This window comes from Megasphaera sp. SC8-1, assembly GCF_024436295.1.
GTDB classification, from domain to species: domain Bacteria; phylum Bacillota; class Negativicutes; order Veillonellales; family Megasphaeraceae; genus Megasphaera; species Megasphaera elsdenii.
This window is the reverse complement of sequence record NZ_JANFQH010000023.1, coordinates 119549-138009: the sequence shown is the minus strand read 5'-3', so window position 1 is coordinate 138009 and position 18461 is coordinate 119549. Positions and strand designations below refer to the sequence as shown.

The 18461-nt window shown below is 55.3% G+C and carries 18 protein-coding genes; all 18 read right to left on the bottom strand.

All coding sequences use genetic code 11. From position 1 onward, the window contains the following. Nucleotides 1–36 precede the first annotated feature (36 nt). A complete protein-coding gene (locus NOS26_RS07255; RefSeq protein WP_255917488.1) occupies nt 37–480 on the bottom strand; it encodes a PaaI family thioesterase in 444 nt (147 codons plus the stop codon). Next, a complete protein-coding gene (locus tag NOS26_RS07250) occupies nt 473–907 on the bottom strand; it encodes a PaaI family thioesterase (RefSeq protein ID WP_255917487.1) in 435 nt (144 codons plus the stop codon). Before NOS26_RS07250 ends, NOS26_RS07255 begins: the two co-directional genes overlap by 8 nt. A gap of 502 nt (nt 908–1409) precedes the next feature. Continuing rightward, complete coding sequence (locus NOS26_RS07245; RefSeq protein ID WP_022497859.1) at nt 1410–1988, bottom strand: outer membrane beta-barrel protein; 579 nt, start codon at nt 1986–1988, stop codon at nt 1410–1412. A gap of 26 nt (nt 1989–2014) precedes the next feature. Next, complete coding sequence (locus NOS26_RS07240; protein ID WP_255917486.1) at nt 2015–3064, bottom strand: glycosyltransferase family 9 protein; 1050 nt, start codon at nt 3062–3064, stop codon at nt 2015–2017. Continuing rightward, entirely contained in the window at nt 3061–4092 is a 1032-nt protein-coding gene (locus tag NOS26_RS07235; protein ID WP_014016132.1) for a glycosyltransferase family 9 protein, read from the bottom strand. The genes NOS26_RS07240 and NOS26_RS07235 overlap by 4 nt, the downstream gene beginning before the upstream one ends. Then, nucleotides 4079–4600, bottom strand: a complete 522-nt coding sequence (locus NOS26_RS07230) for an HAD-IIIA family hydrolase (RefSeq protein WP_014016131.1) — start codon at nt 4598–4600, stop codon at nt 4079–4081. The genes NOS26_RS07235 and NOS26_RS07230 overlap by 14 nt, the downstream gene beginning before the upstream one ends. Further along, entirely contained in the window at nt 4597–5562 is a 966-nt protein-coding gene (gene rfaD / locus NOS26_RS07225; RefSeq protein WP_014016130.1) for an ADP-glyceromanno-heptose 6-epimerase, read from the bottom strand. The genes NOS26_RS07230 and rfaD overlap by 4 nt, the downstream gene beginning before the upstream one ends. After that, complete coding sequence (gene rfaE1, locus NOS26_RS07220) at nt 5559–7040, bottom strand: D-glycero-beta-D-manno-heptose-7-phosphate kinase (protein WP_204903804.1); 1482 nt, start codon at nt 7038–7040, stop codon at nt 5559–5561. The genes rfaD and rfaE1 overlap by 4 nt, the downstream gene beginning before the upstream one ends. A gap of 22 nt (nt 7041–7062) precedes the next feature. Continuing rightward, nucleotides 7063–7527 (bottom strand): transcriptional regulator NrdR, encoded by a 465-nt coding sequence (gene nrdR, locus NOS26_RS07215; RefSeq protein WP_014016128.1) that lies wholly within the window; start codon nt 7525–7527, stop codon nt 7063–7065. A gap of 78 nt (nt 7528–7605) precedes the next feature. Further along, nucleotides 7606–8643 carry a cell division protein FtsZ gene (gene ftsZ / locus NOS26_RS07210; protein ID WP_255917485.1) on the bottom strand — a complete coding sequence of 346 codons (1038 nt, stop codon included), beginning with the start codon at nt 8641–8643 and terminating at the stop codon, nt 7606–7608. Between the two features lie 119 nt (nt 8644–8762). Next, complete coding sequence (locus NOS26_RS07205; protein ID WP_014016126.1) at nt 8763–9674, bottom strand: cell division protein FtsQ/DivIB; 912 nt, start codon at nt 9672–9674, stop codon at nt 8763–8765. After that, the gene (locus NOS26_RS07200) at nt 9674–10612 is read right to left on the bottom strand and encodes a D-alanine--D-alanine ligase (protein ID WP_014016125.1); all 939 of its coding nucleotides are present in this window, start codon (nt 10610–10612) and stop codon (nt 9674–9676) included. Before NOS26_RS07200 ends, NOS26_RS07205 begins: the two co-directional genes overlap by 1 nt. Before the next feature lie 4 nt (nt 10613–10616). Then, nucleotides 10617–12005 (bottom strand): UDP-N-acetylmuramate--L-alanine ligase, encoded by a 1389-nt coding sequence (murC, locus tag NOS26_RS07195; RefSeq protein ID WP_255917483.1) that lies wholly within the window; start codon nt 12003–12005, stop codon nt 10617–10619. A gap of 28 nt (nt 12006–12033) precedes the next feature. After that, entirely contained in the window at nt 12034–13155 is a 1122-nt protein-coding gene (gene murG / locus NOS26_RS07190) for an undecaprenyldiphospho-muramoylpentapeptide beta-N-acetylglucosaminyltransferase (RefSeq protein ID WP_255917482.1), read from the bottom strand. 30 nt (nt 13156–13185) lie between these two features. Further along, on the bottom strand, nt 13186–14553 hold the full coding sequence (gene murD / locus NOS26_RS07185) for a UDP-N-acetylmuramoyl-L-alanine--D-glutamate ligase (RefSeq protein ID WP_014016122.1): 1368 nt from the start codon (nt 14551–14553) through the stop codon (nt 13186–13188). 56 nt (nt 14554–14609) lie between these two features. Continuing rightward, nucleotides 14610–15575: a phospho-N-acetylmuramoyl-pentapeptide-transferase gene (mraY, locus tag NOS26_RS07180; RefSeq protein WP_014016121.1), complete on the bottom strand. Its 966-nt coding sequence runs from the start codon at nt 15573–15575 to the stop codon at nt 14610–14612. A 5-nt stretch (nt 15576–15580) separates the two neighbouring features. Beyond that, a complete protein-coding gene (murF, locus tag NOS26_RS07175) occupies nt 15581–16951 on the bottom strand; it encodes a UDP-N-acetylmuramoyl-tripeptide--D-alanyl-D-alanine ligase (protein WP_255917481.1) in 1371 nt (456 codons plus the stop codon). Then, nucleotides 16951–18456 (bottom strand): UDP-N-acetylmuramoyl-L-alanyl-D-glutamate--2,6-diaminopimelate ligase, encoded by a 1506-nt coding sequence (locus NOS26_RS07170; RefSeq protein ID WP_255917480.1) that lies wholly within the window; start codon nt 18454–18456, stop codon nt 16951–16953. The genes murF and NOS26_RS07170 overlap by 1 nt, the downstream gene beginning before the upstream one ends. Nucleotides 18457–18461: the final 5 nt, after the last annotated feature.

The following is an 18461-nucleotide window of genomic DNA, read 5'->3' as shown; positions in this document are numbered from 1 at the left end:
CTAACCAACCTTCCCTATAATTACATGACTATTTTATTAATCGAGTTTCTTCAAAATATAAAAAGACGACCGCCCTTTTACAATAATATTCCCGCTGGCATCGTAGCACTCACATTCGACGACAATCGTCTTCCGGCCGTGGTGGATGACCTGGCCGATGCCGGTAATGTGCTCACCGCCTTTGACGCTGCGGATATAGTTCATATTGATTTCCAGCGTCGTCACCTGGAAGCCCAGGGTCCGGCTGGCCATGCCCATGAGGGTATCGCAGAACGCCGCCAGGACGCCGCCGGAGGCAATGCCCCGGTAATTGCAGGAGTGACGGCTGATATCAAAGCCGACACGGACGCGGCCGACGTCGAGTTTTTCTACCGTACAGGGCATGCTCTGGAAATAAGGTGTCTGAGAATAAATACTATCCAGCATACGGTGCAGCCGTGCTTCCACTTCCGGACTCACTGCCTCTTTTGTTTCATTCATCCGTATGCCCCCTTTCGTCATCAAAGACATAGGCCCCTGTCACAAAGAAGGTGCCCTTGCCATGAGCTAAATAGCGCTGGTCATTATCGTAAAAATCACAGAGGGCTACCATTGTCGTACGGCCGTTGTGGATGACCCTGGCTTCGGCCCGGATTGTCGTATTGGCAAAGGCCGGTCGCAGGTAATTCATGCCCAGGTCCAGGGTGAGGACGGCTTTGCCGCAGACAGCACAGGCAGCCTCCATCGCCGAGTCGGCCATAGAATAAAGGACGCCGCCATACATGGTACCATTGGGATTATCCCATTTCGAGCCTTTATTCTCAAAAGTGAGAATCGTGCTCTCTGGCTCAGCCTTTTCGACGTGGAAATCCATAAAGGTATCAAACGGATTCCGGCGAATCTCTCTTTCTAATCGTTCATTTTCCATTACGATTCCACTCCTTAGGCTAATAACATAAATACCCTTACATTTTACTATACGAACAATCATCCGTCAAACGAAAAGTTTGCAGTTTGCAGAAAAGAGGCTGTCGCATGAAGACAGCCTCTTTTTGAGTTTTAAGTTTGTAGTTTGTAGTTTTTAGTTTGCAGCAAATGGTAAAAAATTTAAAGCCCTCTTCTACAAACTATAAAGAGAAAGGGGCCTCGCATGATGGCAGAATCCTTCATGCGACAGCCCCTTTCCTGACATGCCTGACCTGGTCTTTACCCCCACACTCGCCTGCCGGGACGTTCGCTCATAGACTTCTGTCCCCCACTACTAGCCCTCTCGCGGTATTTCCGCGGCAGGTCTTACTTCTAGGCCGCACTATGATCAGTATCGCTTTGGATACCTTACGTGGATCGCTTGGTCTGCGACTGACATCGACTTTCAACCACAGCACATGTCATTGGTACATTATACGGGACAGAACCGTCCATTGTCAATATCAGAACTTATAGCCCATGCCGACTTGCCAGCCTTTGACATCGTCGTCGTAGTTATCGACGTCGACGCTGCTGCTGCGGTATTTGATATGGGCATCCCAATTCGGCGTGATATCGTAGCCGACGCCGACTTCATAGGTGTTGACGTCATCACCGACGCCGACAGAGGCAAAGCCCTGCCAGCGTTCTGCCAAAGGAAGCTGGCCTTTGAGGCCTACCTGGTAGCCATAGGACTTGGTCGTGTTATACGTTTCGGTCTTGACGTAGGACCCGCCGGCATAGGCCGACAGATACGGCGTAAAGCGGTAATTGCCGACGAGGTAGTTTTCGTTGATCTTGTTGTCATTGTCCCCTTTGGTATAGTTGTTGACGTACTGGATATCCCAATGATTGTTCAGTACATACGTGACGTCGCCACCGGTCAGACGGCTCTTGGCACTGCGGCCGCCTTCTTTCTGGTCAAAGCCATAGTTGGCGTTAGCCTTCAAGTCGCCCGGCTGGGGATCCCGGAGCGGGGCTGCCATAGCCGCCGAAGTCACGGTCAGGGCGGCCAGGGTCGCTGCCATAATAAGTTTTTTCATAACCTTCCACCTCCATATAATACGGGTTATCTTCTTCCATAATAACGGCTCAGGAGCTCTTCGCCAGCGGCGATGACCTGGCTCATGGGAATAACCGAAATACCTTTATAATTACCTTCACGGATGATCTGTTTCATGCTCTTGCCCACTTCGTAATGGTTCGTCGATTCCAGGACGATGGCCCGGTCCGTATAGGGACCGTAGAGCTTGGGATTGCTGGGACCATACAGGGCGACCAGCGGGACGCCCTGGCTGACGGCGACGTGCATAGGACCGCTGTCGTTGGTGATGAACAGGGAGCAGCAGCGGATAGCCGAAGCCAGTTCGCCAATGGTGAATTTCCCCGTGGCGATGATAGGATCCGATTCCATCTGGGATGTCGCTTCTTTGACCATATCTTCATCCATGGGACCGCCAAAGAAGACGCATTTGAAGCCGCGATGGGCAAAATAATCGGCAACAGCGGCAAATCGTTTGGCCGGCCAGCGTTTCTGCGGGACGGCACTGCCGATATTGAAGCCGATGAGGGCGTCGCTGTTATGGACCCCCTGGGACCGGTAAAATTCCGTCGCTGTATCATCCCAGGCCTTACAGGTGAAGAACTGCAGGCCGTCGCTGCGATAGTCGTCGATGCCCAGCTGGGCCAGGACATTAATGTACATATCGGCTGCATGGAGATGGATACGGTCCAGGCGGGTGTAGCGGTCCATCAAGGGACGCACCAGGAAGTGGCTCATGCCGACGAACTGTTTGGCATGGATGACCGCCGCCAGGAAAGACGTCCGTTCATTAGGATGCAGATTGATGAGGATGTCGTAGTAATGCTGATGTAAATGCCGCCCGATGCGCCATAAGGACCGGACGGAGTTGTCCTTGCCCTTCTTATCTACTGTGACTAAGTGATCGATATTGGGATTATAGCGGACGACGTCGGCCACTTTCTCATCGACGACGAGGGTGATGTCCGAGCCCTGGGCATGACGGCGCAGGACCTGCAGGAACGGGGTGATGAGGATGAGGTCGCCTAGATGCATGAGAAAGGTGACGATTATTTTTTTGTTGCGCAGATTAATCATAGTTTCACCTTCTTCAGGACGCCTTCATAGACCTGCCACAGCATGTCCGGCGTAATCTGGGCCATGCAGTCCGGATCATCGACCAGGGGCCGTTCCGGCGTCGCCTGGGACGTCGGCGACAGGACCATATGGATATAGGCGTCGTCGTTTCCGCCGTAAGGGCCGGTCCGCTGGGGACACGTCGGCCCAAAGAGGGCGATGAGTTCTTTTTTCAGGGCATTGGCAATATGCAAAGGCCCCGTATCGGCACTGATATAGAGGGTGCTCTCGGCAATGGCCGCCATGAGCTGCCGTAAATCAGTGCGGCCTGTATAATCGAAGACACGGCCCGACGAATCGTGGTCCTTCAGGGCCTTCCCTTTAGGGACGTCGTCGCCGCTGCCCAGAAGGACGGCAGCCATACCGGACGCCGTCAGGCGCTGCAGGAAGGCCTGCCAATGGGACAGAGGCCATTCCTTGACATTCCAGCGGGCCCCGGGCACGATGGCCACATAAGGACCTGTCAGGCCGTCAGCTGCCAGGCGCTGGCGCCAGGCCTGTTTTTCGCCGCAAATATCGGGCAATGGAAATTCGACGGCATCGACGCGGCCGCCGAGGACGCGGACCGTATCGAGATAGCGTTCGATGACGTGGTCGTACTTATGGGGACCTGTAAGGCCCTTGCTGACCAGGAAACTGCCTTCGCGCATTTCCCAATAGCCATAGCGTTCCCTGGCACCGCTCAAAAAGGCGACGATGGCGCTCTTGGCCAGTCCCTGGAGATCGAAGGACACGTCGAAATGAAAGGCGTGGAGCGTCCGGCGCAGTTCTTTCCAGTACGACAGGGATTTCAGGCGTTTCTTGTCGACATAGATGACCTCGTCAATATAGGGCCTGCCCGGCAGGACCGGCGCAAACTGTTCATGGACAGCCCAGACGATGCGGGCATCGGGACAATTCTGCCGCAATGCATAGAGCGTCGGCAGGGCATGGAGGACGTCGCCGAGAGAGCTCATCTTGATGACCAGTATATTCTTATATGCTTTCACGGCCTTTCCTTTCTGCGACAATGGCCCGGACGAAATCGTCCAGCCTGCCGCCGGTGAACAAATAGCCATCCATGCCGGCCCGCTGCCCACATTCCACGTCGCGGGGCATATCGCCGATCATAAAGGACTGCTTCAAATCGATATCGTAATCTTTTGCCGCCTGCAGGACCATGCCCGGTGCCGGCTTGCGCCAGTCGCTCTTCTTATCATACGCTTTGACCGGCGCCCCTTCGAGATACGGGCAGTAATAGACGGCCGTAATGATGCCGCCGGCCTTGGCCGCTTCCTGACACATCCAGTCGTGGAGGACCTTGACGTCGTCTTCCGTATAGTAGCCGCGGGCGACACCGCTCTGGTTGGTGACGACGATGATGGCATAACCCTGGCGGGTCAAATAAGCCAGGGCCTCCTTGGCCCCGTCCATCCATTCAAAGTCCTTGATGAAGCCCAAGTAGGATTTATCGACATTGAGGACGCCGTCGCGGTCGAAAAAGACGGCCTTCCTCATTCGTAATACCCGTCGCTCTTTTCCAGGATGCTGCAATATTCCTTGACGGCTTCCGGAAGCAGCGTAAAGCCGCGGTCATAGCCGGCTTCCATGAGCTTCGTCGTATCGGCCTGGGTATAGCTCTGGTACTTGCCCTTGAGGATGTCCGGGAAAGGCACGTATTCGATATGGCCTTTGCCGCAATAGTCGATGACGCCCTGGACGAATTCATTGAACGTATGACCGATGCCGGTACCGCAGTTATAGATGCCCGACAGCTCCGGATGTTCCCAGAAATAGAAGATGACATTGACGACGTCGTTGACATAGATGAAATCGCGGATCTGGCCGCCGTTTTCATATCCTGCCGTCCCTTCGAAGAGAGTGATCTTCCCTTTTTCCTGTAATTCATGATATTTCTGGAAAATGAGCGAAGCCATGCGGTCCTTATGGTTTTCCTGGGGACCGAAGACATTAAAATAGCGGAAGCCGACAATCTGGCTCTTGGCCAGGGGCAGGACGCGGCGGACGAAGCGGTCGAACTGGAGCTTGGAATAGGCATAGGGATTCAAAGCCTGTTCACACGACGGGTCTTCGCGGAAGCCATTCTTGCCGCTGCCATAGGTCGAAGCCGACGACGCATAGAGGAAGGGAATCTTGCGCTGCATGCAGTAACGCAGGAGATTCTTGCTGCCTTCGTAGTTGTTCTTCATCATATAGCGTCCGTCGTAGTTCATCGTATCCGAGCAGGCCCCTTCATGGAAGACGACGTCGATGTAGCCGCAGTCGAAGGTATCGTCGGCCATCTGTTCATCGAAGTCGGCATAGTCCATATAATCAAAGAAATCGAGGCCCTGGAGGTTGCGGCATTTGCGGCCGTCCGTCAGGTCGTCGACGATGAGGATATCGTTGATGCCCCGGTTGTTCAATTGTTTTACGATATTGCTGCCGATAAAACCGGCACCACCTGTTACAATTTTCATAGTTTCCCCTTCTTTACTAAATCAGCTATTTTTTCAATCAGTCCCGTCGTAGAATAACCATCTTCAAAAGAAATGATTTCTACGCGCTTGACCGATTCCCGGCCGATGACTTCATCGGCTTTATAATCTCCGCCCTTGACCAGGATATCCGGCCGCAGGACCTGTAATAATTCTTTCGGCGTATCTTCCTCGAAGATGACGACTTCATCGACACAGGCCAGAGCGCTGAGCAGGATCGCCCGGTCTTCCTGTTTGACCAGCGGCCGCGTCTCCCCTTTCAGCCGTTTCACAGAGGCATCGGAATTGAGGCCGACGACGAGGTGCTGGCCCAGCATGGCGGCCTGCTGCAAATAGAGAACATGGCCGCGGTGCAGGATATCGAAGCAGCCATTGGTAAAGACGACGGTATCGCCTTTCTTCTGCCACTGGCGTATCTTTGCAGCCGCTTCTTCCCGGCTCAGTGCCTGGTACGGATGCCAGTGGGTCGGCTGCCATTCCTGCCACAGCTTGAGCAATTCGTGGCGATGGATGGGATAAGTCCCGACCTTGGTGACGACGATACCGGCTGCGGCATTGGCAATCTGCAGGCTCGTGCGGATCGATAAGTGACCGGCAATGGCCGACAAAAAGGCGGCGGCTACGGTATCGCCGGCACCGGATACGTCAAAGACTTCCCGGGCCGTCGCCGGATTGTTCCACACCTTGCCGTCTTTGCCGATGACGGTGATGCCCTTTTCCGACCGGGTCACCATGAGGTGGGCAAAGTCATACTGCTCATGCAGGAGTTCTGCTGCTGCCACGACGGCCTGGCCTTCATTGGCTACGGACCGGCCCAGGCAGTCGCTGAGTTCTTTCATGTTCGGCGTCACGAAGTCGGCCCCGTTGTATTTCGTCCAATCACTGCCCTTAGGGTCGACCAGGACAGGGATTCCGGCCCGATTGGCTTCTCTGATGATGCTCTGGGCCAGGGAATCGGTGAGGACACCTTTCTTGTAGTCCGATAAGATGATGCCGTCCAGACCGGCAGCCACACAGTTGTACAGCCATTTCATGAGCTGTTCTTCTTCCGTAACGGCCAAGGGCGTCACTTCTTCAAAATCCAGGCGTACCATCTGCTGACGGGCGCCGAGGATACGCATCTTGGTCGTCGTCGCATGGTCCTGGCGCACGACCAGGCCCGAGCCGTCGATATGGGCATCTTCCAGCAGCTGGTGCAGGAGGACTGCATTTTCATCGTCGCCGATGAGGCCGGCCAAGAAGACGTGGCAGTCGAGATTAGCCAGATTCGAGGCTACGTTGGCAGCCCCGCCCAGGACGGACGTCATGTGATCGACTTTATTGACAGGCACCGGCGCTTCCGGCGAAATGCGTTCGACCTTGCCGAACACATAGCGGTCGACCATGATGTCACCGATGACGGCAATGCGCAATTCCGGCAGGACATGGTTCAAAAAATGATCGATATAATTTTCTGTCATAGTGTTCCTCGATTCCAGTCTCTTATTTCTTTTCTTTCGTTCCCATGAGGTGCTGCAGTTCGGCCATGAAACTTTCCAAATCGGCAAATTCGCGGTAGACAGAGGCAAAGCGGATATAAGCCACTTCGTCGACAGAGCGCAGTTCACCGAGGACCATTTCCCCTATTTTCTCGCTGGACACTTCCTGGGCCAGGGTATTGCGGATATTGCGTTCGACCTTGGTGACGATGTCTTCCAGCTGCTGCCGCTTGACTTCCCGCTTGTTACAGGCCCTGAGCAGGCCGTTCAGCAGTTTGTTGCGGTCGAACAATTCATGGCGGCCATCCTTCTTGACGACGATGAGCGGCACTTCTTCGACCATTTCATACGTCGTGAAACGGCGGCCGCACTTCTGACATTCGCGGCGGCGGCGGATGGCCTTGCCGTCATCGGTAGCCCGCGAATCCGTTACTTTTGTATCTGCACATTGGCAAAAGGGGCATCTCATGTTTCTTCCTCCAACCTTGTTCTCGACGATATTTTTAAAAAAAAGCGGGTCCGCCGGGATCCGCTTTTTTCATGCTGATTATCTCATCCACGTAGGAATTTCTACGCCGCCGGCATTGTCTTTCGTATCGCCGGTTTTCGCAGCCGTACCACTGCCCTGGCCAAATGCGGGAATCGAAGACGGTTCTTTGCCAAAACCAGTAGCTACGACAGTGATGCGGATGGAATCTTCCATATCCGGATCAATGACGGAACCAAAGATGATATTGGCTTCCGGATCGACAGCTTCAGCCACTTTTTCAGCTGCTTCGTTGATTTCGTACAAGCTGATGTCCGGGCCGCCGGTAACGTTGAGCAAGATGCTCTGGGCACCGTCGATGCTCGTTTCCAAGAGGGCGCTGTGGATAGCCCCATCGACAGCTTCGACAGCACGGTTTTCGCCAGAGCCGACGCCGATACCCATGATAGCTTCGCCCTGGTCGGACATAATCGTCTTGACATCGGCGAAGTCGAGGTTGATGAGACCCGTCGTCGTAATCAAGTCGGAAATGCCCTGTACGCCCTGGCGGAGGACATCGTCAGCGACGAGGAAGGCATCCTTGAGGGGCGTCTTCTTGTCGATGATCTGGAGCAATTTATCGTTCGGGATGGTGATGATCGTATCGACTTTTTCTTTCAAGTAGTCTGCGCCTTTATCAGCGACTTCCTTACGGCGTTTCCCTTCAAAGGAGAACGGTTTGGTAACGACAGCTACCGTGAGGGCGCCCATTTCCTTGGCACATTCGGCAACGATAGGAGCTGCACCGGTACCGGTACCGCCGCCCATGCCGGCCGTGACGAAGACCATGTCCGCACCCTGCAGGGCCTTGACGATTTCTTCTTTGCTTTCCAGGGCAGCCTGTTCACCGACCTGGGGATTGGCGCCGGCACCGAGGCCGCGCGTCAATTTTTCACCGATCTGGATCTTGACATCGGCTTTCGATACTTCCAGGACCTGGTCTTCCGTATTGACCGAAATGAACTGGACGCCCTGCAAGCCGCTTTCTATCATACGGTTGACAGCGTTGTTACCGCCGCCACCGACACCTATTACTTTTATATTTGCAAACTCTGCCATATCGCATTTTCCTCCTTCAGACTCTATAACGCACACCCTGTGCAGTAGGATTCCTTATTATTTTACACTATCTTAGAAAATTTATCTACCTGTTTTTGAAAATCAAGGCCCTATGCGTCTTATTTCGTCTTGACAAGGGGCGAGCGCACATCCGTGTCGATGTATTGGACGGCCAGATGATTTTCCTGAACTTCAGCCAGCAGCGTTTCTGTCAGTTTCGCCCGTTCTGCCGGTTCATCGCCGCTGCCGAGGTGGATGGGGACGGAATCGGTCGTATAGGCGACGAGACTTTCGGGATTGCCCACGTTGATTTCTGCAATATCCTTGAGGATATCCGGCGGCAGGCTTTGGAGATAGACCATGGCCGAATGGAGCGTCGGGTCGGTCACCGTATCCCCTAAGAGCAGGTTATCGACTTTCTTGCCCGTCATGATCGGCAGGGATACGCCTTTGATCTGCGGCCCCAGTTCGATGACCCGCCCCGTCTTGTCGACATAGGCAAAGCCGTAGAGCGTCGTAATGACAGCTGCCGGCTTGCGTTCCGTCAAGGTGACGTGGATCGTCGCCGGGAACTCCCGCGTAACCGTCGCATCGGCAATGCGCAGGTCCTTCTTCAGCCGGTCTTCCACCTCGTCTGTCGACAGCTGGACGACATTGACATAGGAATAGGCCCCGCAGGCCCGGTAGACGTCTTCAAAGGACATGTTTTCATTGCCATCGACGATGATCGTCCCGAAAGAAACGGGAGCCAGCCGCAGGAACAGCCAAAGGACGAAGACGCCGAGAATCGTAAAGATGCAGCCGATCCGGCGGCGCCGGGCCCAGACTTTTTTCTGATGAGCCCGTTTCTTCTTCAGCCGCGCAGCCTGACGGGCCTTGCGGCGGCGCTTGGCTTCTTTCTTGGCAGCCAGCGCTTCCCGGTCCGGTTCGTTCAGCGGGTCGTTCTCAAGATGAGGAGGAATAAACACATCATGAGGATCGTTAGGCAGCACGACCCGTCGCTGCCCCGTATGATATGATTTCTTTCTCATTAAAACTTACCTACCGATGCTTCCAGCAAAATCTTTTCACACAAATCTTCAAAGGACAGGCCCATGGCCCGGGCGGCATCGGGGACCAGGCTGGTCGCCGTCATCCCCGGTACGGTATTGATTTCCAGGACGAAGGGGTGGCCTTCCTTGTCGGTCATGATATCGACGCGGGATACGCCACTGCAGTGGCACAGGTGGAAGACATTCAAAGCCAGGTCCTGCATTTCCTTGGTCAGTTCCGGCGAAATCGGAGCCGGGCAGAGATGCTTTGCTACGCCCGGTGCATATTTGGAATAGAAGTCGTACTTGCCCGTGCTGGACACGATCTGGATGACCGGGAAAGCTACGTCGTCCATGACGGCTACGGTAAATTCATCACCGTCGATGAAAGCTTCAGCTACCAGGGACGCACTGTACTTGAAGGCTTCTTCCAAAGCCGGACGGAGTTCATCTTTCGTCTGGACGATGACCGTGCCGATGCTCGAACCCTGGCCGGACGACTTGATGACGACAGGCAGGTCGAAGCGCTGTTCAATATCGGAGACGATGGCATCGCGGTCCTGCGTCGCGAAGTAATAAGCGAAAGGAGCCGTGGCGATGCCGGCGCCCTGGAAAGCGGCCTTGCTCATGACCTTGTTCATACCGACGGCACTGGCCATGACGCCCGGGCCGGTATAGGGGATCCCCATCATTTCGCATAAGCCCTGGATGACACCGTCTTCGCCGTAGCGGCCATGAAGGGCGTTGAAGACGATGTCGATGCCCTTTTCCGTCAAGGTCTTGGCAAATTCTTTCGGTACGAGTTCCATCATTTCGATGTGGTATCCCTTTTTCGTCAGAGCGTCAGCAATGGCAGCCCCAGTGCGGCGCGATACTTCTGCTTCTGTCGAAGGACCGCCGACGACGACGGCAATTTTTTTATCTTTCATGTCTTCCATTTCCTTATTTCTCCATTTCTTTAGCTTCAGCGAGATAGGCTTCGCCGACTTTATAAATATCTCCGGCCCCCATGGTGATGACCAGGTCGAGGGGACGGGAATTTTCCCTCAAATAAGCCACTAAATCTTCCTTATGCGGGATATAGGTGACATCCTGCCCTGTCGTTTCCTTGACCTTCCGGGCAATGAGTTCTCCCGACACGCCGGGAATGGGGTCTTCACCGGCACTGTAGACGTCGGTGATGATGAGCTTATCAGCCTTGGCAAAGGCGCTGCCATACTGGTCGAGGAGCAGTTTCGTCCGCGTATAGCGATGCGGCTGGAAGAGGCAGACCACGCGGTGCGTCCCCATATCGCGGGCTGCTGTCAGGGTCGCATTGATTTCCGTCGGATGATGGGCGTAATCATCGACGACCCAGACGTCGCCAACAAAGCCCTTGGTCTGGAAACGCCGTTTGGCACCGTGGAAATGACTCATAGCCGAAGCGATGCCTTCAAAGGGAAGGCCGCAGGCATCGGCGACGGCTGTTGTCGCCAGTGCGTTGAGGACGTTATGGCGCCCCGGTACGTTGAGGACCATGTCCCCCATTTTTTCGCCATGCTTATAGACGGAGAAATGGAGCTTGCCCTTGATGTAATGAAGGTCTTTGGCCTGATAGTCCGCCGGCTGTTCAAGGCCATACGATACATAACGCCGTTCCGTCTTCGGAGCCAGGGCCCGGATCTTATCGTTTTCAAAGCACAGGACAGCCAGGCCATCCTGGGGATCGAGCTTCTGGATGAACTGCTTGAAGGCGTCGATGACGTTGTCCAGCGAGCCATAATGGTCCATATGGTCGGCGTCGATATTGGTGACGACGGCAATATAAGGGTTCTGCTTGAGGAAAGTCCCATCGCTTTCATCGGCTTCGGCAATAACATAAGGGCCTTTCCCCAGGATGGAATTGCTATGCAGGTAATCGACTTCGCCGCCGATGACTATGGTCGGGTCCTGATGACATTCTTCGAAGACCTGGCCCAGCATGGACGACGTCGTCGTCTTGCCATGGGCACCGGCTACAGAAATCCCCTTCCCCCAGCTCATTATGTGGACCAGGGCATCGGACCGATGGATGACCGGAATCCCGCGGCGGCGCGCTTCGGCCAGTTCTACGTTAGTATCGCGGATGGCCGACGAAATGACGACGACCTGGGCATCCTTCAGATTTTCCGGACGCTGGCCGATGCAGATACGGGCCCCTTTTTTCGCGAACTGTTCCGTCACCGGCGACGCTTTGAGATCCGAACCGGATACATGATATCCTTTTTCAATGAAAACATTGGCAATTGCCCGCATTCCGGCGCCGGCAATGCCGATAAAATGAACGTTTGTAACCTCGTTCAGATTAACCATAGGTTTATTCCACACCCTTCTTTACCTGTTACCGACGACGTTTACGGGCAATGGACAGGGCCAGTTCAGCAATATCATGTGCCGCCTGGGGCTTGCCCATGGAGCGGCTGGCCTGTGCCATCGCTGCCAGCGCCTTCGGATCGTCTTTTAAATGAATGATTTCTTCCAACAATTCCCGGCCAGTCAGCATCTTGTCGAGGATCATCTTGGCCGCACCGCACATGACCAGGGCCTGGGCATTGTAGCGCTGGTGGTCTTCGGCTGCGTACGGATAGGGAATGAGGATCGACGGCACGCCGCGGACAGTCAGTTCAGCCAGCCCGACAGCCCCGGCCCGGTACACGGCCAGGTCACAAGCGGCCAAGGCTTCCGGCATGTAGTGCAGATAAGGGATGATGCGGCTTCCCTTGCCATAACGGCCGCGACATTCGATACCTGGCAGCTGTTTGACGACGCGGTCGTATTCATGGTCCCCCGTGACGTGGAGGATCTGGATATGTTCGTCGTTGCGGAAATACTTGTGAACTTCGATCATCGCCGTATTGATGCTGCGGGCGCCGCGGCTGCCGCCGGCGACGAGGAGCGTAAACTTATCCGGGTCCAGGCCCAAGGCCTTACGCCCTTCTTCCCGCGTCACGGTGAGGATATCCTTGCGGACGGGATTGCCCGTATAGACCAGAATATTCTTACGCTTGAAACGGGCTGCAGCCTCTTCATAGCCCAAGGCTACGCGATTGACGAAGCGGCTCAAAATCGTATTGGTGACGCCAGGGATGACGTTCTGTTCCTGAATCAGTGTAGGCACACCGCTCAGGCTGGCTGCCAAAAGGACCGGGCCGCAGACGAAACCGCCCGTCCCGATGACGACGTCCGGTTTGAATTTGCGGATGATTCCTTCTGCCTTGATCAGGCTGCCTGCCGTCTTGCCCAGGGTGACGAGGTTGCGGACGGAAATCTTCCGTTCCAGGCCCCGCACATCGAGGGTAACGAAAGGCAAGCCTTCTTTAGGAATCAATGTATTTTCCAGGCCGATTTTGGAGCCGACGTAGAGAAATTCGGTAGGCTCGATGTCGGCAATCGCCCGGGCAATAGTAATCGCCGGGTAGATATGGCCGCCAGTGCCGCCTCCGGAAATAATGACTCGACGCATGTTCCTGCCTCCTGTTGATTTCAAATATCATTAAATGGCGTTGACAATGCCCTTGAAGACACGTCCGCGCTGTTCAAAATTGTCATACATATCAAAGCTGGAGCAAGCCGGCGACAACAGGACGGCCTGCGGTGCTTTGGCAATCTTGCGGGCCAGCATGATCGCCCCTTCCATACTGTAGCCAGTACGGCGGATATCCTGGATGCCCGCTTTCTTGGCAGCGGCTTCGAACCGTTCCGCTGCATCGCCGATGAGGATCAGCGTATCGACGCGTTTCGCCGCCAGAGCCATGAAGTCATCGAGCGGCGTCATCTTGTCATAGCCGCCGGCGATGAGGATGAGGTGTCCCTGGGGGAAGGCTTCCAAAGCTTTCATGGACGCATCGACGTTGGTCCCCTTCGAGTCGTTGTAATAGGTAACGCCGTGAAGGGTCCGTACTTTTTCCAGGCGGTGTTCGACGCCTTTGAAATCCTTGAGGACCTGACGGATGACATCGAGGGGTGCCCCGGCAGCATAGGTCAAGAGGATCGCAGCCAGGCAATTCTGGATATTATGCTTGCCAAAGAGGTGCAGGTCCGTTTCAGCACAGACGACGGTATCCCGGCCCTGGAGGCGCAGGATGAGCTGGCCGTCCTGATAGAATGCCCCTTCCGGGACTTCGCCGCACGTCGAGAAATAGACGACAGTCCCCGTCATGTCTCCCGCCATGGCCCGGACCCGTTCATCGTCGTAATTGAGGACGGCATAATCGCCCTTGTCCTGATTGAGGAAGATGCGTTCCTTGGCAGCGGCATAGCCTTCCATCGTATGATGGCGGTCCAGGTGGTCCGGTGTGATGTTGAGGATCGTCGCCGCTTTGGCCTTGATGCTGTGCGTAAATTCGAGCTGGAAACTGGAAAGTTCGGCGACGACGACGGCCTCCTCAGGCAGATTGTCGGCCTGAGCCGAAAGGCCATACCCGATATTGCCGCCGACGACAGTCTGCCGTCCTGTGGCCTTCATGATTTCGCCGACCAGGGTCGTCGTCGTCGTCTTGCCGTTCGTCCCGGTAATACCGATCACGTCGGCATCGGTGACCCGGCAGGCCACTTCGACTTCACTCCAAATCGGCAGGCCGCGGCGGATGGCTTCTTTCATGATTGGGATTTCCGGAGAAATGACCGGCGACGGGACGACGACATCCATGCCGTCGAGAAGATTCGTTTCCTGGCTGCCGAAGACCAGCTTGACGCCGGCCGCCTCGATATCCGGCCACGGCTGTTCGGCCGTGTCGATAGCCTTCATATCATTCAGCGTAACAGTCCCGCCATGGCCGGCCAGGACCACAGAGGCAGCGCGGCCGCTGATGCCTGCGCCGATGACTAAGAAATTTTTTCCAGAAAAATCCATGATGCTCATTACCAACACCTGCTTTATGTAAAATATCGTAGTTCAATCAGAAAAGCCGCAAGCCCTTATTTGCAGGCCAATACGACGATGATGGACAGAATTGCCATGAGAGCCGAAAAGCTCCAGAATACGGTGACGACCTTGACTTCACTCCAGCCAGACAGTTCAAAATGGTGGTGAATGGGGCTCATCTTGAAGACGCGGACCCCGCGGGTCTTGAAGGAGATGACCTGGATGATGACCGACAGGGCTTCAATGACGTACAGGCCGCCAGCCAGGATGAGGAGCAGTTCCGTCTTGGTCAGGATGGCCATGGCAGCCAAGGCCCCACCCAGTGCCAGGGAACCCGTATCGCCCATGAACATCTTGGCCGGATGCTGGTTATAGAAGAGAAAGCCCAGGCAGGCCCCGGTCAGTGCCGTCCCAAAAATGGCAAAATGGGAATAGCCCAAAGCGACGGCGATGACGACGTAGGCCACGGACGTAATGGCGCAGGACCCGGCAGCCAGGCCGTCGAGGCCATCGGTCAGATTGACGGCATTGCTCGTGCCGACGATCATGACGAAGACGAAGAGATAGTAGAACATCCCCAGATCGACAGTGATGGAAGTAAAGGGAATCCACAAAGTCGTCGGGAAATGAAGAAAGGCATCGAGGATATAGCAGAAGACAGCTGCCATGACGAACTGGCCGGCCAGTTTCTGTTTTGCCGTAAGGCCCAGGTTGCGGTGCTTGATGGCCTTGATGCTGTCGTCGAGGAAGCCGATGACGCCATGGCCCAGGGCCAGGAACAAAGCCAGCCCTTTGCGCAGGTCCATGGGGTCGAAAATGAGGCACGATACGGTCAGCGCCGTCAGGATGAGGATGCCCCCCATAGTCGGCGTACCGGCTTTATACTTATGGCTCTGCGGCCCTTCTTCTCGTTCGGACTGGCGGGCGTGGAATTTCTTCAATTCCTTGATGACAAAAGGTCCTAAGGCCAGGCCGATGACCAAGCTGACAATAAAGCTGAAAACCAGCATTTTAAACATTCACATTACTTCCTTTCAAAATAGGGCAGTATTTTTTCCATGGCAAAGCTGCGCGATCCCTTGAGGAGGACCGTGTCGCCATCCTGGAGCAGGGCTTGCAGCTGACGGGCCGCCTGTTCATGCGTATCCGTCGTATAGACAGCCGTCATCCCTTCCGCTTGGGCCGCAGCGGCGATATCTTTCGCCAGATTGCCCATCGTAATGAGGGCGTCGAGGCCGGTCTGGGCGACGAGGCGGCCAATGGCTTCATGTTCCCGTTTCGCCCAGTCCCCCAATTCACCCATGCCGCCGAGGACGGCAATCTTGCGTCCCTTGGTCAGCAGGTCCAGCGTGCGGATGGCCTCTGCCATGGACGCAGGATTGGCGTTATATGTATCGTTGATGAAAGTATAAGGCCCGATATGCAGCAGTTCCTGACGCATAGCCATTCCGCGGTATGAGGCCAGGCCGCGCTGTATCTCTTCTATACTCAGTCCGGTCAAATGGCCGACGGCGATGGCAGCCAGGGCATTATAGACATTGTGACGGCCGATGACGGGCATGGCTGCCTCGAAGCCGCTGCCAAAGCAGTGGCAGTGGAAACGGACGCCCTGTTCATCGCAGACGATGGCATCTGCCCGGACGGCATCGTCCATCCCCGTTCCGTAGAGGACGCTGGTCCCCTGGCACAGGGCCGTCATCTGGCGGACAAAGGGATCGTCACCATTGAGGACAGCCGTTCCCTTTTCATCCAGGGCCTGGATGAGTTCGCCCTTGGCCTTGGCAATGTTTTCCTGCGATCCGAGCAGTTCGATATGGCTCTTGCCGACGTTGGTGACAACACCGATGGTCGGTTCGCCGATAGCCGCCAGTTCAGCAATCTGTCCAAGACCGCGCATGCCCATTTCTACGACGCACGCTTCATGGTCCGGCGTCAGCTGTAAGAGCGTCTTAGGCAGGCCGATTTCATTGTTGAAATTCTTTTCCGTCTGCAGGACCTTGTATTTTTCACCGAGGACCGTGGCAATCATATTGCGCGTCGACGTCTTGCCGACAGAGCCGGTGACAGCCACGACGGGGATGGAAAAGCGGCGGCGGTGGAACCGGGCCAGGTCCTGATAGGCCTTGAGCGTATCGGCGACGACGAAGAGCGGCGCCGTCAGGCCTTCATATTCCGGGCGTACTTCCGATACGACAGCACCGGCAGCGCCGGCTTCCAAGGCTTTGCCTACGAAGTCGTGGCCGTTAAAAGACGTCCCTTTGAAGGCGACGAACAGCGAATCTTTGGCAATGGCCCGCGTATCCGTGCAGACCTCGCTGAAAGAAACAGGAGCCGCCGGCTTCAGGAGCCGGGCGCCTGTCGCTTGAATGATTTCTTCACTCGTAAAGACAGCCATTATTTATCTCCTCTGTGCAATGCATGGACGGCGTTGCGCGCTTCTTCGCGGTCGTCGAAATGAATGGTCCCGTCATTGAGGATCTGATACGTTTCATGGCCTTTACCGGCAATGACGATGATGTCATTGGTCTGGGCCAGTTCGACAGCGCGGTAAATGGCGTCGCGGCGGTTGACGATGACTTCATGGTGCTGGCCCGGCTTCAGACCTTCTTTGACGCCGGCTTCGACTTCTTCTACGATGGTTTCCGGATTTTCCGAACGGGGATTATCGGACGTGACGATAGGGATATCGGCCAGTTCGGCCCCGATGCGGCCCATGATGGGACGCTTGGTCTTATCGCGGTCGCCGCCGCAGCCAAAGACGGCAAGGATGCGGTTCGGTTTCATAGCCCGCGCCGTTTCCAGGGCTTTCTGCAGGCTGTCCGGCGTATGGGAATAGTCGACGACGATGGCGAAATCCTGACCGGCTTCGACGAGTTCAAAACGGCCCGGTACGGAATGGAAGGTCTGGATGGCCTTGTCGATGGTCGCTTCATCGACACCTTCGGCATGAGCCGCGCCGATGGCAGCCAGCGTATTATAGACGTTGAACAAGCCCGTAATGTTCATGTTGAGATGGACATTGACGAAGGGGCCGACGACGTCGAAAGAGGATTTCTTCAATTCGACTTTCAAGTTGGACCCTTTGAGGTCGGCATCCTTTTCGACGCCATACGTCAAGACCTTGCAGTGGCAGGCATTGAGGATATCCTTGGACCAGGGGTCGTCGATGTTGACGACAGCCGTCTTGTTTTCCTTGACGTGGTCGGCAGCGGTCAGGCTCTGGAAGAGTTTAGCCTTGGCAGCGACGTAGTTTTCCATGGTCTTGTGGAAGTCGAGATGGTCCTGGGTCAGGTTGGTGAAGACAGCCGTATCGTATTCGATGCCGGCGACGCGGTTCAGAGCCAGGGCATGGCTCGATACTTCCATGACGACATGGGTCATGCCTTTTTCCTGCATGAGGGCCAGGAAATGCTGGAGTTCGACGACATCCGGCGTCGTGTTGTGGATTGGCAGCTCTTCATCGTCGATGAGGGCATGGATCGTGCCGATGACGCCGACATGATAACCGGCAGCCCGCAGGATATGGGCGATGATGTGGGTCGTCGTTGTCTTGCCGTTGGTGCCGGTGACACCGATCATGCGCATCTTCTTGCCGGGATAATCATAAAAGAAAGGAACCATGTCTTCCAGGGCATGATGAATATCCGGTACCTGGATCTGGACCGTGCTCTTGGGCAAATCCAGGTGTTTCGTCGTCAAGACGGCGACGGCCCCTTTTTCGACAGCCTGGGCTGCAAAAGCGGCGCCATCGACGTGGACACCGGAAATGCAGACGAAGAGATAGCCGGCTTCAATCTGGCGTGAATCCGACGAAATACCGGTAATCACTGTATCGGCACTGCCGTTGAGATTATAAATGCCTTTGATCTGTTTACAAAGTTCTCCTACCGTTTTGATCATAATCA